This window comes from Alphaproteobacteria bacterium LSUCC0719 (assembly GCA_040839025.1).
Taxonomy (GTDB): Bacteria; Pseudomonadota; Alphaproteobacteria; order Puniceispirillales; family Puniceispirillaceae; genus UBA8309.
The window spans coordinates 59,107-74,004 of record JBFPJN010000005.1; the positions used below are offsets into that span (position 1 = coordinate 59,107).

At 59.9% G+C, this 14,898-nt stretch carries 12 protein-coding genes; 6 read left to right on the forward strand and 6 right to left on the reverse strand.

The features are described from left to right. Window positions 1–5: 5 nt before the first annotated feature. Genes AB3X55_10160 through hmgA form a run of 4 tightly spaced genes read right to left on the reverse strand, consistent with a single transcriptional unit; the run spans window position 6 to window position 4,946 of the window. Window positions 6–1,610 carry an FAD-dependent oxidoreductase gene (locus AB3X55_10160; protein MEX0503946.1) on the reverse strand — a complete coding sequence of 535 codons (1,605 nt, stop codon included), beginning with the start codon at window positions 1,608–1,610 and terminating at the stop codon, window positions 6–8. A 20-nt stretch (window positions 1,611–1,630) separates the two neighbouring features. Then, the gene (locus AB3X55_10165; protein MEX0503947.1) at window positions 1,631–2,584 is read right to left on the reverse strand and encodes an MBL fold metallo-hydrolase; all 954 of its coding nucleotides are present in this window, start codon (window positions 2,582–2,584) and stop codon (window positions 1,631–1,633) included. Then, the gene (locus AB3X55_10170) at window positions 2,577–3,593 is read right to left on the reverse strand and encodes a fumarylacetoacetate hydrolase family protein (GenBank protein ID MEX0503948.1); all 1,017 of its coding nucleotides are present in this window, start codon (window positions 3,591–3,593) and stop codon (window positions 2,577–2,579) included. The genes AB3X55_10165 and AB3X55_10170 overlap by 8 nt, the downstream gene beginning before the upstream one ends. A 42-nt stretch (window positions 3,594–3,635) precedes the next feature. Further along, window positions 3,636–4,946 (reverse strand): homogentisate 1,2-dioxygenase, encoded by a 1,311-nt coding sequence (gene hmgA, locus AB3X55_10175; protein ID MEX0503949.1) that lies wholly within the window; start codon window positions 4,944–4,946, stop codon window positions 3,636–3,638. Between the two features lie 145 nt (window positions 4,947–5,091). Between hmgA and AB3X55_10180 the strand changes: the two genes are divergently transcribed. From AB3X55_10180 to AB3X55_10195, 4 genes are all read left to right on the forward strand, one after another. Continuing rightward, on the forward strand, window positions 5,092–5,607 hold the full coding sequence (locus AB3X55_10180) for a MarR family winged helix-turn-helix transcriptional regulator (protein MEX0503950.1): 516 nt from the start codon (window positions 5,092–5,094) through the stop codon (window positions 5,605–5,607). A 143-nt stretch (window positions 5,608–5,750) separates the two neighbouring features. Continuing rightward, a complete protein-coding gene (locus AB3X55_10185) occupies window positions 5,751–7,307 on the forward strand; it encodes a TolC family protein (GenBank protein MEX0503951.1) in 1,557 nt (518 codons plus the stop codon). Then, entirely contained in the window at window positions 7,301–9,025 is a 1,725-nt protein-coding gene (locus tag AB3X55_10190) for a type I secretion system permease/ATPase (protein MEX0503952.1), read from the forward strand. Before AB3X55_10185 ends, AB3X55_10190 begins: the two co-directional genes overlap by 7 nt. Window positions 9,026–9,060: 35 nt before the next feature. Further along, a complete protein-coding gene (locus AB3X55_10195; protein ID MEX0503953.1) occupies window positions 9,061–10,494 on the forward strand; it encodes an HlyD family type I secretion periplasmic adaptor subunit in 1,434 nt (477 codons plus the stop codon). A gap of 16 nt (window positions 10,495–10,510) precedes the next feature. Here AB3X55_10195 and AB3X55_10200 read toward each other — a convergent pair whose 3' ends face one another. Continuing rightward, complete coding sequence (locus tag AB3X55_10200) at window positions 10,511–11,686, reverse strand: putative manganese transporter (GenBank protein ID MEX0503954.1); 1,176 nt, start codon at window positions 11,684–11,686, stop codon at window positions 10,511–10,513. Between the two features lie 178 nt (window positions 11,687–11,864). Between AB3X55_10200 and AB3X55_10205 the strand changes: the two genes are divergently transcribed. Next, window positions 11,865–12,536 carry a thiamine diphosphokinase gene (locus AB3X55_10205; GenBank protein ID MEX0503955.1) on the forward strand — a complete coding sequence of 224 codons (672 nt, stop codon included), beginning with the start codon at window positions 11,865–11,867 and terminating at the stop codon, window positions 12,534–12,536. Here AB3X55_10205 and AB3X55_10210 read toward each other — a convergent pair. Beyond that, window positions 12,533–13,828, reverse strand: a complete 1,296-nt coding sequence (locus AB3X55_10210; protein MEX0503956.1) for an NCS2 family permease — start codon at window positions 13,826–13,828, stop codon at window positions 12,533–12,535. The genes AB3X55_10205 and AB3X55_10210 overlap by 4 nt on opposite strands. Window positions 13,829–14,247: 419 nt before the next feature. Between AB3X55_10210 and AB3X55_10215 the strand changes: the two genes are divergently transcribed. Beyond that, the gene (locus AB3X55_10215; GenBank protein MEX0503957.1) at window positions 14,248–14,898 is read left to right on the forward strand and encodes a biotin transporter BioY; all 651 of its coding nucleotides are present in this window, start codon (window positions 14,248–14,250) and stop codon (window positions 14,896–14,898) included.

Below are 14,898 nucleotides of genomic sequence, written 5' to 3' on the forward strand. Positions count from 1 at the left end.
CTTCCTCACACGGCGACTGCGGCGTGACAGCGGGCCAGCGCGGCGGCGATGTCGTCCGGTCCTGCCGTGGTCCACCGTGCGGTGACATGCTGGTCCGGGCGCACCAGATAGACACCGCTGCCATAGCGTTCCTGCACGCGGTTCTCGGCATCTCCGAAACCGCCATCACCGACCCGCACAAGATCAACCCCGTCGGGAAGGCCGGACGGTGCCTCGGCGTCGCCGGTCACCAGACATACAAAGCGTCCGCCAAGCTGCTTCATCAACCAGGTGGAGCCTCCATCATGGTCGTGAAGCGGCGCATCAAGCGCCACCATGCCAACCTTCTGCGGTACATCAAAGCTGGCATCATCATGGCCATTCAACGGGCTGTCCACCAGCTGGCAGGGGACTGACAGCCGTCCGGCATTCACAATGCGGCGGGCAAAGTCAGTATCGACGGCAAGGCTCAGGGCGGCATTGCGAAAGGCCATCTCGACCCCCGGCTCCGGCGACATGAACCGTGATGTCCAGCTGGAATTCCTGATATTTTCGTCCGCCCCGTGACCGCGTTCCTGATTATAGCTTTCCAGCAGCTCGGCACCCGCCGCGCCGCCGATGATTCTGGCCAGCTTCCAGCACAGATTGTCGACATCATGCATACCGCCATTGCCGCCACGCGCGCCGAAGGGTGAAACGACATGTGCCGAATCACCGACAAAGATCACCCGGCCATGCACAAAACGGTCGATGCGGCGACAATTGAAGGAATAGACAGACACCCAGTCCAGTGTGAAGGGCCGCCCCCCGACAACCTTTTCAATGCGCGGGATGACATTTTCCGGTTTCTTTTCCTCTTCCGGGTCGGCGTCCGGGCCCAGCTGCAGATCAATGCGGTAGATATTGTCGGGCTGTTTGTGAAGAAGCGCCGACTGGCCGGGATGAAAGCTTGGTGTAAACCAGAACCAGCGTTCAGACGGGAAATCGGCATCCATCTCGACATCGGCGATCAGGAACCGTTCCTCGAAATGCCGGCCCTCGAAATCCAGTCCGAATTGCCGGCGGATGCGGCTGTTGGCGCCGTCACAGGCCAGAAGATAGTCACCGCGAAGCGTGTAGGGGCCGTCCGGTGTGTCGATTTCGGCAGCGATGCCGGTTTCATCCTGCGCCACCGACATCACACGGTTCCTGAACCGCAAATCGATCAGGTCCGGGAAGTCGGCGCACCGCTCGACCAGAAACTGTTCAACGTAATATTGCTGCAGATTGATGAAGGCCGGGAATTTGTGGCCGTCTTCGGGAAGAAGGTCGAAATTATAGACTTCCCGGTCGCCGCGATAGACCCGGCCAAGCTTCCAGGTGACGCCCTTCTCCAGCATCCGTTCACCGATGCCAAGCCGGTCGAAAATCTCCAGGCTCCGCTTGGCCCAGCAGATGGCGCGGCTGCCGACCGAAACGACATTGTTGTCGTCAACAACGATGCTGGCGACGCCATGCGTGGCAAGATCGATGGCGGCGGCCAGACCAATGGGCCCCGCGCCGACGATGATCACGGGCGCGGCCGCGCTGCTCTGTCCCGACAATTCGGGAGGTGTTACATACTCAAAAGGCGCAAACTGATATCTTGCCATGATACGCAATCCTCCTCGCGCTAGCCATTCTGCAGCGCGTTCCACATCTCCATGTCACGCTGGGCTGTCCAGATCCGCGGCGTATCGATACCCTTTGCCTCGTCAAAGGCCCGCGCCACATTGAAGGGAAGACAATGTTCATAGATGGCATAGTCGGCAAATTTCGGGTCACATTCGGCGCGGACCGCGTCCCAGGCATCTTTCAGCGTGCCGCCACGCGCCGCCACCATTGCCGCTGGCCGATAGGTGCTGGCGACGAAATCACGGGTGCTTTCGATTGCGGCTGTCACCATTTCATCACCGACAAGCGCATCACCACGCCCCGGTGCGATGGCGGCCGGCTGAAAATCGGCGATCCTGTCAAGGGTCGCGCCCCAGTCATTGAAATGCCCGTCACCGCAATAGCAGGCCGAGTGATATTCGACGATGTCACCGGTGAACATCACCTGTTCGTCCGGCACAAAGGCCACGATATCGCCGGCGGTGTGCGCCCGTCCAAGAAACATCAGCTCGACCCGGCGTCGGCCCAGATTGACCGTCATTCTGTTGCTGAAGGTCATTGTCGGCCAGGTCAGACCGGGAATGCTTTCATGGCCCTCGAAAAGGCGGGGAAAGCGGGCAAACTCGCTGTCCCAGTCTTCCTGCCCGCGTTCGTGGATCATCGACTGGCAGGTCTGCGAGGCGATGATTTCCGACGCGTCATAGGCCGAGGCCCCGAGAACGCGGACAGCATGATAATGCGACAGCACCACATGTTTGATCGGCTTGTCGGTCACGCTGCGGATTTTCTCGACCACCTTGTTGGCAAGCCGCGGCGTTGCCTGGGCGTCGATGATCATCACGCTGTCATCACCGATGATGACACCGGTATTCGGATCCCCTTCGGCGGTAAAAGCCCACAGATCACGTCCGATCTCGGTGAAACTGATGGTCTTTTCGCCCAGGTCGCCCTGTGAAGCAAAACTCTTAGCCATGATATTCTTCCACTATCTGGTCGATACAGCCAAAAATGCTGGCACCGTCCGAATCATGCATGTCAATTGTCACACGATCACCAAACTTCATGAACGGTGTCACGGGTTTGCCATCGCGGATCGTCTCCACCATACGGATTTCAGCAAGGCAGGAATAGCCCCTGCCGCCATCCGCTACCGGCCGACCGGGACCGCCATCCGCATCACGGTTCGACACAGTGCCGGACCCGATGATGGCGCCAGCGCGAAGATTGCGGGATTTCGCGGCATGTGCCACCAGTCTGGCGAGGCTGAATGTGGCATCGGTGCCGGCGTCGGCACGGCCAAGCGGCACGCCGTTCAGATCGACTTCCATGGTCCGATGAAGAACGCAATCGCGCCAGGCATCGCCAAGCTCGTCAGGTGTCACCGCGACCGGTGAAAAGGCGGTCGAGGGCTTTGACTGGAAAAATCCGAACCCCTTGCCAAGCTCGGCCGGGATCAGATTGCGAAGAGACACATCATTGACCAGCATCACCAGCTTGATATGCCCTGCCGCCTCCGCTTCGGACACCCCCATCGGCACATCGTCGGTGATCACGGCCACCTCGGCCTCCATGTCGATTCCCCAGGCTTCGTCGGGGATCGGGATGGGCGCGTGCGGTGGCAGGAAATCGTCCGATCCGCCCTGATACATCAGCGGGTCGCTCCAGAAACTCTCCGGCATTTCGGCGCCGCGCGCCTGCCTGACAAGTGCCACATGATTGACATAGGCCGACCCGTCGGCCCACTGATAGGCGCGTGGCAGCGGGGAATGCGCCGCTTTCTGATCAAACGGCATACCACTCCCGCGCCCGGCCTCGAGGTCGGCTGCCAGTGCCGCCAGCTGCGGCGCCGTCATCGCCCAATCATCCAGCGCCGCCTGCAGGGTCGGCGCGATGTGCGGTGCCGCCATACAGCGCGTCAGATCGCGGGTGACGACAACCAGCTGTCCGTCACGGCTGCCATCATCGAGGGTCGCAAGTTTCATCGGGGAGTCCTTCCTGTCAAATAACCTTCCGGCTTGGCGGCGTCAGCTGCCGGCGCCCGGTGTGCCGTCGAACTGTTTCTTCAGCCCGCCCCAGCAGTCGATATAATCGTCTTGCAGCCTGTCTGTCGTCGCGGCGAACCGGCTGACCTTCTGCGGAAAGCGTGTTTCGAACATGAACGCCATCGTATCCGTCAGCTTTACCGGTTTCAGCTCGGCGTTTGAAGCCTTCTCGAACGCGTCAAGGTCGGGGCCGTGCGGCAGCATCATATTGTGAAGGCTGGCCCCGCCGGGAACAAAGCCTTCTTCCTTGGCGTCGTACTGGCCGGTCACCAGCCCCATGAATTCCGACATGATGTTGCGGTGATACCAGGGGGGACGGAACGTATTTTCAGCCACCAGCCAGCGTGGCGGAAAGATCACAAAATCGATATTGGCGGTGCCGGCTGTCTCGGACGGCGCTGTCAGAACGGTGAAAATCGACGGGTCGGGGTGGTCAAAGGCAATCGCGCCAACAGGTGAAAAGGTCGACAGGTCATAGCAGCAGGGAACGTAATTGCCATGCCAGGCAACAACATCCAGAGGCGAATGGCCAAGTTCGGTAACATGAAAGCCGCCGCACCATTTGATCACCAGCTGGTGGGCGGACTGGCTGTCCTCGAACGCGGCAACGGGTGTCTTGAAATCACGTGGGTTGGCAAGGCAGTTGGCACCGATCGGTCCGCGGTCGGGAAGTGTGAATTTGGCCCCGTAATTCTCGCACAGATAGCCCCGCGCCGCACCGTCCAGAAGGTGGTATTTCGCCATCATGCCGCGCGGCACAATGGCGATTTGTCCCGGGCCGATCTGCATCCGCCCCATTTCGGTGAAGATCTCGATCTCGCCCTGCTGGGGGACGATCAGCATTTCGGCGTCGGCATTGATCAGAACGCGGTCGGTCATGCTGCTGGTCATGGTGTAGATGCCGGCGGTCATGCCGACATGCTGGCGGGCATCACCGGTACTGGTCATCGTGCGCACGCCGTCGATGAAATCGACGTCGCCTGTCGGCAGGGGCAGGGGATTCCAGCGATATTGGCCAAGTGGCAGATCATCCGGATCGCCATCCGGCGCGGTCTTCCACAGCGGCACATCCGTTCTGGCAAACCGCCCGCTATGACGAACCGAGGGCCGGATTCGATACAGCCATGATCTTTCATTCGTCGCCCGCGGCGCGGTGAAGGGCGATCCGCTCAGCTGCTCGGCATACAGGCCATAGGCGCATTTCTGGGGCGAATTGCGGCCCTGTGGCAGCGCCCCTTCCAACGCCTCTGTCTCAAAGTCATTGCCGAATCCCGGCATCATCGCCAGTGTCATGTCAGCCTCCATCTTGACGTCCTTCCAACAATCATTTCAAATGAAATGATTGTCAATGGCAATAGGTACCGGCAGGCATGGCATGCGTTTGAATATCCGGCGCGTGAAGTCCTGCCGGTGATGCGACCGGGAAAGATGGATTGAAATGGACGACACCGCCACCCCCCTGCGACTTGACGGTTTTCTGCCCTACCGGGCGGCCCGCCTGGCTACAGCGCTCAGTCGCGGTCTGGCGGCACAATATGAGGCGCGGTACCGGATCAGTGTTGCGGAATGGCGGGTGCTTGTTCACCTGACGCAGGAAAGCGAAATTTCGGTGCGCGATATCTTTACCCGCGTCGATATGGACCGGGCCCGCGTGACACGTGCCGTACAGCGCCTCGAATCCCGTGATCTGGTGTCAAAACTCGTCAATGAATCGGACCGTCGTCTGGTCAGACTTGCGTTGACGCCTGCCGGGCGCGATCTGGCCGCCAGCCTGTCACATCTTGCAAAGTCGTTCGAGGCGCAGCTCCTCGCCACATTGCCTGCCGGCAGCGCCGCCACCCTGCTGTCACTGTTTGACGCTGTCGAGGCGGGGCTTGCTGACAGCGTGATGGCGAATCCGACTGCGGCCGGGGGCGAGCCACCAGCGAGCCCGGAATTGATTTCAAGCAATTGACGGTCTGTTAATTTTTCTCTCGCAATCGCGAAACTCCAACGCCCAAAGACGGCATTTATACATTTGATCTTTACGAAAAATTAGGTTGGCAGGGCCTATTCTCGCTGACGTGGCCTGACCGGTAACCTTTGCGAGTTTCGTAAATGATTTTATGCCTTCGAACGACAGGTGCGCTTCGCGCGCACATTCCTGGCAGTTTCAAGCTTGTTTCCACCATAAAGCCCCTGCGGATCCCCCCGTCGGCGGCGCTGTGGCGGTCCGTCCTGTGCCGGCAAGGGCGTCTTGCCGGCGCTTTTATGGCGGCAGGTCTGATGATGCTGACAGTCACTGCCCATGCCGCGCCGGATGTCGAGCCGGATCAAGGGGCGGATAACACGGTTGTTCTGAACCGGCATGTGTCACCCCTGTCGCCACGGCTTCGTCAGGCGGTGTTGCTTGACCCGAAAGTTGCCGAGGCGGCTGCACGGGCCTGCCAGATGGCACACCGGCTGGGGCTGGCGCGGGCCGAGGGCCGACCAAAGATCAATGCCAGCATCACCGGCAGCCGGCAGCTGGTCGGGCGGATCAAGAAAAACAGGTATGGCAGCGTTCCAGATCGGTGGCTGACACCCTCACAAAGAGAAATCAAAAATACAGGCGCGCACAAGCGCGAATTCGACCATCGCGAGAAGAACAACATCTATGACGGCAAGATTTCCGTCCGTCATACCTTTGTCGACTGGGGGCAGCGAAGCAACCGGACCGAGGCGCGCACGCTGGGCCTGCAGGCGGCACGGATCGACACGCTTGGCGTGATGCGCGAGCGGACCCATGAACTGGTTCGTCTGGCGTTGCTGTTGCGCCGCACCGGCGATGTGATTGCCGTCAGGCAGGAAAACCTGGCCGCAATTCAGGAGGAGGTTGCTTCGGTGCGGGCCCGCGTCGAGGCGGGTGTCGGGCGGATGACCGATCTGCGCGAGGCCCAGCTGATCACCCTTGATGAGGAGATCATCATCAACAGGGCGCAGGCCGAACAGGATCAGATCCGCGAGCGGCTGACAACCGAATTCGGCCTCAATGAAAATGACGCCCGTGATCTTGTGCAGACATTTCTGTCCCGCCGTCCGTCCGGACTTCCGGTGTTGCAGGCCGACCGTTCGGACAAGGCGCATGCCATTCGTCTTCGCACCCGCGAGGTGACCCATCAGGCAGCCGAGATTCGCGGCTCGCGGTTTCCAAAGCTTGACGGTGTTGTCGAAGGAACGATTTTCGACATGACGGATTATGAAGATGAATATGAAGTTGTCGGAAAGATCGAGATCACGATGCCGCTCTATGATGGCGGCACCGCGCGGGCGCGCCTTCGCGAGACCGCCTGGCGCGAGAATGAATTGAAATCCAGCCTTGACGCGCTGACCCGTGACCATAATCGCGAGATGGAAGGACTGGCGCAACGCTTCCAGCAGCAGTTTCGCGAGGAAAGCGAGGCACTGGCGCGGCGTGACGAATTGATGGCGCAGTTCCGCTCATTGCAGCAACGCCAGGGAAAGACGGTCAGCTCGCCACTGGCTCTGGCGCGATTGCGGTCCCAGATCGGTTCCGCTGAAACCCAAATTGTTGAAATCCGCAGTGATCAGGAACTCGTCCGCGCGCGCACCCTGATGATCACCGAACAAATCGATGGGACGCTTGGTCTCTCGTTGGAGGACTCATCATGCTGAAACCAGTCGCCACAAACCAGGACCACTGGTTCTTTGGTCCCGTCCTTGGCTGCAAGGCCATCTATCTCCAGGTCATGTGGGCCTCGGTCCTGATCAATGTGTTCGCATTGGCGTCGTCGGTCTACATCATGACTGTCTATGACCGCGTGGTGCCAAATAACGCCATTGAGTCATTGTGGGCGCTGACGGCGATGATCGCCTGTGTGATTGTCTTCGACCTGATCATGAAGATTCTGCGGGGGATCTTTGTCGACCGTGCCGGCGCGCGTGTTGACCAGCGGGTCTCGGCGGTTCTGTTCGAGAGGATCGCCCGGCATGATGCGTCCCTGACGAACACGGCAACGGGGTCGCTTGCCGGTACGGTGCGCAATTTTGATATTCTGAAAGACGCCATCGGTTCGGCAAGCTTTACCGTTCTTGTCGATCTGCCTTTCATCTTCCTGTTCATCTATGTGCTGTATCTGATCGGCGGGCCGCTAGCCTTTGTACCGGCGGTCATCGTGCCGACGGTGATCATCTTTGCGTTGACGCTGCAGCCGATCATCAAGCGGATGACCGAACTCAGCCAGTCGCAGGGGAAATCGAAACAGGCTGTGATTGTCGAAATGATCGCCGCACTGGAAACGGTCAAGACGGTGCGTGGCATTTCAATGCTGCGCAATCGCTGGATGAATTCGGTGCTTCATCAGGCGAAATCCAGCATGAAGACAAAGGTCACCAGCCAGCTGGCGGCCCAGTTCACGCAGTTTGGCCAGCAGGTCAGCCAGGTTGTAATGGTTGTCTATGGGGTGTTTCTGATTGCCGATGGCAGCCTGACGATGGGTCAGTTGATTGCCTGTGTGATCCTGTCGGGGCGGGTCATGGCGCCATTGGCGCAGCTGACGGGACTGTTGGGGCGGATGAATTCCGCGCTGTCGGCCTATCGGGCGCTGGATGAAATTCTGGCGGGCGTGTCGGAGGAAGAGGCCCGTACAGATCAGGTCGAGAGGCCAAGCATGGAAGGCAGCGTCGAATTCCGCAATGTGACCTTTACCTATGAAGGTCAGCCGGAACCGGTGCTGTCCGACATCAATTTCCGGATCGAGCCCGGTGAAAGGCTGGCCATTGTGGGCCGTATCGGATCGGGCAAGACAACGCTGCTTCGCCTGATGTGTGGCCTGAACCCGCCGGATCGGGGCGCGGTGCTGATCGATACAGCGGATATCCGCCAGATCAGGCCGGATGATGTGCGCCGCAACATCGGTGTGGTGATGCAGAACCCGATCCTGTTTTCAGGCTCGATCCGGGACAACATCATGATGGGCAATCCCGATGCCAGTGATGCGGACCTTCTTGAAGCCGCCAGGCAGTCGGGCGTCGAGGCGTTTGTCGCGGCATTACCCGGTGGTTTTGATTTTCCGCTGTCGGAGCGTGGCCGCGAACTGTCCGTTGGTATGCGCCAGTCGGTTGCCATCGCACGGGCGTTGATCGGCAAGCCCAATATCCTGCTGATGGACGAGCCGACGGCGCCGCTCGATGCCCAGGCCGAGGCAGCGATGGTCGCCAGTCTGGATACCGCCACCAAGGGGCTGACCACGATCTTCATCACGCATCGCGGCGCCATGCTTCAGATGGCGGACAAGGTGCTGGCTGTCGAGAATGGTCGCATCGCCGCCTTTGGGCCGCGCGACGAGGTGATGAAGCCGGCACCGGTCGATGTTGCCCAGACCCGCGCCTGAGATTGTTTAGGAAACCATGCTGAAAGGAGCCACAAGTGAAGGTTCTTCTGTCCATTATCCTGTTCCCCTTCCGTCTTGTATGGTGGCTGATCGGCCTGATCCTGACGCCCTTCAAATGGGTGTTCAACAAGCTGTTCGGGGCACCGCCCCCGATGATGATTGGCGGTGCGCCGATCGATCATTCGACGCCGGAATTGCTGCCCGACAAGGCAGGTATAAAGGGGCAGGTGCTGTATGTTCTGATTTCCGTATTTTTCATTGTTGCCGTTGTCTGGGCGACCAATGCCGAAATTGACGAGCAGGTCCGGGCCGAGGGCATGATCTTTACCCCGTCCGAGGTCCAGCATGTACAGAGCCGTCTTCCGGGCTCGGTTGTCATCATCAATGCCGAATTGGGCCGGGAAGTCGAAAAGGGCGAGGTGCTTTACCGGCTTGAGGATGAGGATGTGACGGCAAATTTCGCCGATAACGAGATTGCCTTGAATGCGGCGCGGACGGCTGAATTGCGTCTCACAGCCGAGGCGGCCGGGTCATCCCGGCTTGTGTTCCCGGCAGAGCTGGTCGCGGTCGCCCCGGACATGGTTGAAAAGGAAGCATCGTTGTTCCGGACCCGCGCCGAGGCGCTGGAAAGGCGGCTGTCGGTGCTTCGCGACAATATAGCGACCTTGCAGAAAACCATCATCGAGAAGGAAGCCGAGGAACGGATCTCGCTTCAGAAGGCCGCCCTTGTCGCCGAGGAAATCGCCCTTCTGTCGCCGCTGGTCGAGGCTGGTCACGAACCCCGCGCTGTATTGTTGTCGGCGCGCGCGCGTCACCAGCAGGAAACCGGTGCCGCCGAACTGGCCCAGCTTGCCGCTGACGCCCGGCGGGCTGACATGACCAGCAAACAGAGCGAGATCGAATCCACCATTGCCAATTTCCGGGCGGGGGCCGCCGAGGCGCTTGTCGAGGAACAGACCAAGGCCGCCCAGCTGCTGGCGCGCCAGGATGCGCTCCGTGGAAAGGTCCGCCATGCCGATGTTCGCGCGCCGCTTCACGGAACCGTGTCGGCCGTGCATGTGAAAACGGTGGGGGCCGTTGTCCAGGCTGGCACCATGCTTGCCGAGATCGTGCCGTCCGAAGCCCAGTATCTGGTCCGGGCCCAGGTGCTGCCGCAGAATGTCAAGGATGTCCAGCCGGGCCAGATCGCGCGGATTTCGCTGGCCGCCTATGACCCGTCACGCTATGGCGTCATCATGGGGGTTGTGCGCAAGGTTGCCGGCAATACCACCCAGCCGGAAAATGCGATGCCGTTCTATGAAACGATCATCGCCATTCCCGAGGTGGCTTTCACGAAATCACCGGAAACACCTGTCATCACAGCCGGGATGCCGCTTCAGGTCGATATCCTAGGTGGCAAGCGCACCATCATGAATTACATCATGACCCCGATCCAGAAATCACTGGCAACGGCGTTCCGGGAAAAATAGGGTGAGGCGGACGGGGCTATTCCATCCAGAACAGCCAGCCATAGGCCAGGATGATGGCCGGCACGGCGGAATAGAGGGTCGCGACAATCGCCACTTTCGGCGCGATGGCGATGGCGGGGAACAGCGCATCACCATCATTGCTGAGAGCATTGCCGATCTGTGCCGACAGCGGAATGATGCCGGACAGATACATCGTCGTGACAAGCACCTGCGGCCCGCATCCGGGCAGGAAACCCAGAAGAATGGCGATCATCGGCGTCAACAGCGGCCAGCCGTCAAACACCGTCTTCAGATCAAGGCCAAGGAAATAGACCGACAGTTCGAAAACCAGATAGGCAAAGATCACCCAGACGGTGACAAAATTGGTGTCTGAAATGGTCCGGCGGACAAGGCCGGCGCTGGCGGAAAAGGCGGCATCACCCCGGATTCCAAAGCGGGGGGCAAGGCGCATGCTCATCGCCAGCGTGCCGCCAACCACGCCAAGAAGCGTTGCCGGCCGGTCGAATGACTCGGTGGCGAACATCGCATCGACATCGACCTGAAAGGCGACAAGTGCCGCCAGCACCATGCCGGGAACCAGGATCACCATCCACAATTTGTCGAGAAGCCGGGTTGACGCATCATCATGTTCAGCCTCGATCCTGGCGTCGGGCGTTACCTTGCTGCTGCGAAGGAAGTCGCCGCCATGAATGGCGTTTATAATCCAGCCGCTGAGCGTGCCGACAGTGAATCCGAGGACAATCATCGACAGGCCGGTAATCGGCTCGCGTGCGATCAACAGAAAGGCGGCGTCACCCATGGTGGCTGTCAGGGCGGCGACAACACCGCCAAAGGACAGGCGTCCGGTGACATATTGCGTCACCACGATGATCGCCCCGCCACATCCCGGCAGCGCGCCAAGCCCGGCCGCCACAGGCACCTGCCAGATGGAGTCACGCTTCAGCATCGCCGTCGCGTCGATTTTCAGCGCGCGTTCCAGCCCGTAGATAATCAGGAAGGTCGCGGCAACAAATGTACTGACCTGGAGATAGGCTTCGGCAATCGCCGTGAAGATGATGTCGAGAAGATCGCTTTCTGCGTTCAGCATCAGCATGGCCGCAAACAGAGCCGGGGCCAGGATAAGAGCAAGGCTCTTCCTGTTGGTGTGGGACTGTGCTGACAGCCCGGATCGGTTGGCTGCGCCTGATGTCACTTCTTGATCCATCACCTTTATTTAGCCACACCTAACTTTAGTCACAAGCCCTAAGTCGTGTGAAATTGAAATTAGTCTAAACAGATGACGGCGCCGTTTCTGTGAAAGACCAGGCCTTTGCGGTCCGGTTGGCATGCCGCCTATTGCGTACAGGCACGGAATTCGGCAGATATGAGCCATGATTGTGCCTGACCAGACATTCACCCATGCAACGCCGGTCATCCTTGTCGGTGCCGCGCCGGTGCCGATCGACGATTTGTTCACGGCATTGCCGTCACACTGGCCGTTGATTGCAGCAGATGGCGGGGTGCAGACCATTCTGGCGTCCGGTCGGCGTCCGGATCTGGTGATTGGTGATATGGATTCACAGCAGGATCTGCTGCCCGACATTCCCCAACTGCATCTGCACGGTCAGGATGATACGGATTTTGAGAAATGCCTGAAACGTATCCACGCGCCATTGATTGTCGGGTTCGGCTTTCTGGAAGGCAGGCTGGATCATACGCTTGCCGCCATTCACGCGCTGGCGGCGGTGCCGCATGACAGGCCGATCATGCTGGTTGGCGCGCATGACATGCTGGTCAGGCTGCGCGGCGATCTTGCCTTTCCCGCTTCTGCCGGTGAAAGGGTGTCCGTGTGGCCACTGGGACCACAGCGCTTCACCCGGTCAAGCGGTCTGCGCTGGCCGCTTGACGGGCTGGAGATGGCACCCGGCCAGCTTGTCGGTACGTCCAACATCGCGACAGGCGGCTTGGTCGAAATCATCGCAGGTTCCGGTGCCGGCTATGCGGTGATCCGCCCGGTGACAGCCGCGGCATCGCTTCTGTCAGCGATCATCTCTGCCGATTAGCCGCCGATCATCGGTGTCGCCAGCCACAGCATACCAAAGATGGTAATGACCCAGGTGCCTGCATTCACCTGCTGACCCCGGCCCGCCAGAAGACAGATGGCGACATGGGCGATAAACCCGACCGCAATACCCGCGGCAATGGAAAAGGTCAGCGGCATCAGAACTGCCATCAGCATCACCGGAACGGCGGTCACCAGATCATCCCAGTCGAGCTGTCCAAGCGGCGCCAGAAATCCAGCCGCAACAAAAACCAGCGCCGGTGCGGTGGCAAAGGCGGGTATCGAGGCGAAGAGCGGCTCAAAGAACAGGCACAGCAGAAACAGCGCGGCGACGGTCAATGCTGTCAGGCCGGTACGCCCGCCAACCCGCAGACCTGTGGCGCTTTCCAGATAGGTTGTCATGCTGGAAGTGCCGAGAAGACTGCCGACCATCGATGCGCCGGTATCGGCTAGCACGGCCCGATCCAGATTCTCGATGCTGCCGTCGGGCCGGCGCTTGCCAGCCAGGTCGGCAATACCTGTCAGAGTGCCGGTCGTGTCGAAGAAATCCAGAAAGAACAGCACAAACACCACCGTCAGAAAGCCAAAGCTGGTGATCTGCGAGAAATCGAGCGACAGTGCCGCGCTTGCCACTGGTGGCGTTGAGGCAATGCCGCCAAATTCGGCAAGGCCACTTGCCCAGCCGATGATGCTGAGACCAAGGATCGTGATCAGGATGCCGCCATGAATGCCGCGGGCGGCGAGACCTGCCATCATCAGAAGGCCGACAAGCGCCAGCAGCAATTCAGGCGCGGCAACGCTGCCAAGCTTCAGCAATGTATCCGGATCGTCGACGACAAGCCCCATCCCCTGCAGACCGATCATCGCCAGAAACAGGCCAATGCCAGCGGTGATACCGGCACGAAGCGATGCTGGAATGGCGCCGATCAGCCATCCACGGATCCGTGACAGCGAAAACAGGAAGAACACCACCGAGGCGACAAATACCGCTGTCAGCGCCTGCTGCCAGGTGAATCCCTGGCCAAGCACGAGACCATAGGCGAAATAGGCGTTCAGCCCCATGCCCGGCGCCACGGCCACCGGCCATTTGGCCCACAGCGCCATGATCGTGGTGCCAATCGCGGTTGCCAGCACCGTGGCCACAAATCCGGCCGCAAAGGGAATGCCGGCATCCGCCAGAAACATCGGATTGACGGCGACGATGAAGGACATCGTCAAAAAGGTGCTGAGACCGGCCAGAAGCTCACGCGGGATGGTCGTGTTGGCCTCATCGAGTCCAAAGAAGCGGTTCATACAGGGTCTCCATCATGCGACGCTGCACGGCGGTTTCAACCGGCGCGTCGGCGGGTAATAGGCGAACTCCGAGGGTGTTAGCATCAATTACCGCACGCTGACAGACCCGAAAAATATTTCTTTCAGATCACATGCCGTGATGTTGACGGCAATGGTGGACAGCAAGGACAGCGTGCCCGCCGGCAACGGTGTCGGTCTGGTCCAAATATAAGGTCAGGGCGCAGGTGGCGCACGCTTGTCTTTGCCTTCCGGCCAGCTATGATGCAGACAGCAGGGTCGATGGCCGTGCGTCACCTTATCTTGCGGTGGCTCGCTGGATCTTGCGGTAGCTCTCTGGCACCGCAATGTCCAGCAGGCTCCGTAATCCAGCAGGCTCCGTAATCCAATAGACTCCCTAAAGATGAAAGTGAGACCAAGTGATGAATGCCCCGTCATCAAACACACGCCAGCTTGAAACCCTTGCCGACAGCATGTTGGCCCGTTACGTGACGAATGACCGTGGCCTGGCTTTGACGGCACAGCTTGTTCTGGTTCTTGCCGGCAGTCTGCTTCTTGCCCTGTCGGCGCAGTTTGCCTTTCGAATCCCGATATCGCCTGTTCCCGTCACCGGCCAGACGCTTGCTGTTCTGCTGATCGGCATGGCCTACGGGTCACGCCTCGGCAGCGCCACGGTGCTGGCATATCTTGTCGAAGGCGGCATGGGGCTTCCGGTCTTTGCCAATGGCACGGCTGGCTGGGTGGTAATAATGGGGCCAACCGGTGGCTATCTCATCGGCTTCGTTGCGGCCGCCTTCGCTCTGGGCTGGCTTGCCGAGCGCGGCATGGGCCGCGGGCCGATCTCGACTGCGGTGGCAATGGCCATTGGCACTGTCATCATCTATGCGGCGGGCGTGTCATGGCTTGGCCAGTTCATCGGCTTTGACAAAGCCATTGCCGGCGGCGTGATGCCGTTCCTCTATGGCGATGCGCTCAAGCTGATTGTTGCCGCAGGTCTTATGCCACTTGCCTGGAGGGCTGTTCGCGCGCTCAGCCGGGATGGTGATGACGGTGCCGACGCAGATGCACAATAG

What these genes read in the sequence shown, in the direction of transcription:
- AB3X55_10190 (MEX0503952.1), top strand. Translation starts at nt 7,301, where the DNA reads ATGCTGAAACCAGTCGCCACAAACCAGGACCACTGGTTCTTTGGTCCC.
- AB3X55_10170 (MEX0503948.1), bottom strand. Translation starts at nt 3,593, where the DNA reads ATGAAACTTGCGACCCTCGATGATGGCAGCCGTGACGGACAGCTGGTT.
- AB3X55_10205 (MEX0503955.1), top strand. Translation starts at nt 11,865, where the DNA reads ATGATTGTGCCTGACCAGACATTCACCCATGCAACGCCGGTCATCCTT.
- AB3X55_10210 (MEX0503956.1), bottom strand. Translation starts at nt 13,828, where the DNA reads ATGAACCGCTTCTTTGGACTCGATGAGGCCAACACGACCATCCCGCGT.
- AB3X55_10165 (MEX0503947.1), bottom strand. Translation starts at nt 2,584, where the DNA reads ATGGCTAAGAGTTTTGCTTCACAGGGCGACCTGGGCGAAAAGACCATC.
- AB3X55_10180 (MEX0503950.1), top strand. Translation starts at nt 5,092, where the DNA reads ATGGACGACACCGCCACCCCCCTGCGACTTGACGGTTTTCTGCCCTAC.
- AB3X55_10160 (MEX0503946.1), bottom strand. Translation starts at nt 1,610, where the DNA reads ATGGCAAGATATCAGTTTGCGCCTTTTGAGTATGTAACACCTCCCGAA.
- AB3X55_10185 (MEX0503951.1), top strand. Translation starts at nt 5,751, where the DNA reads ATGATTTTATGCCTTCGAACGACAGGTGCGCTTCGCGCGCACATTCCT.
- hmgA (MEX0503949.1), bottom strand. Translation starts at nt 4,946, where the DNA reads ATGACACTGGCGATGATGCCGGGATTCGGCAATGACTTTGAGACAGAG.
- AB3X55_10215 (MEX0503957.1), top strand. Translation starts at nt 14,248, where the DNA reads ATGAATGCCCCGTCATCAAACACACGCCAGCTTGAAACCCTTGCCGAC.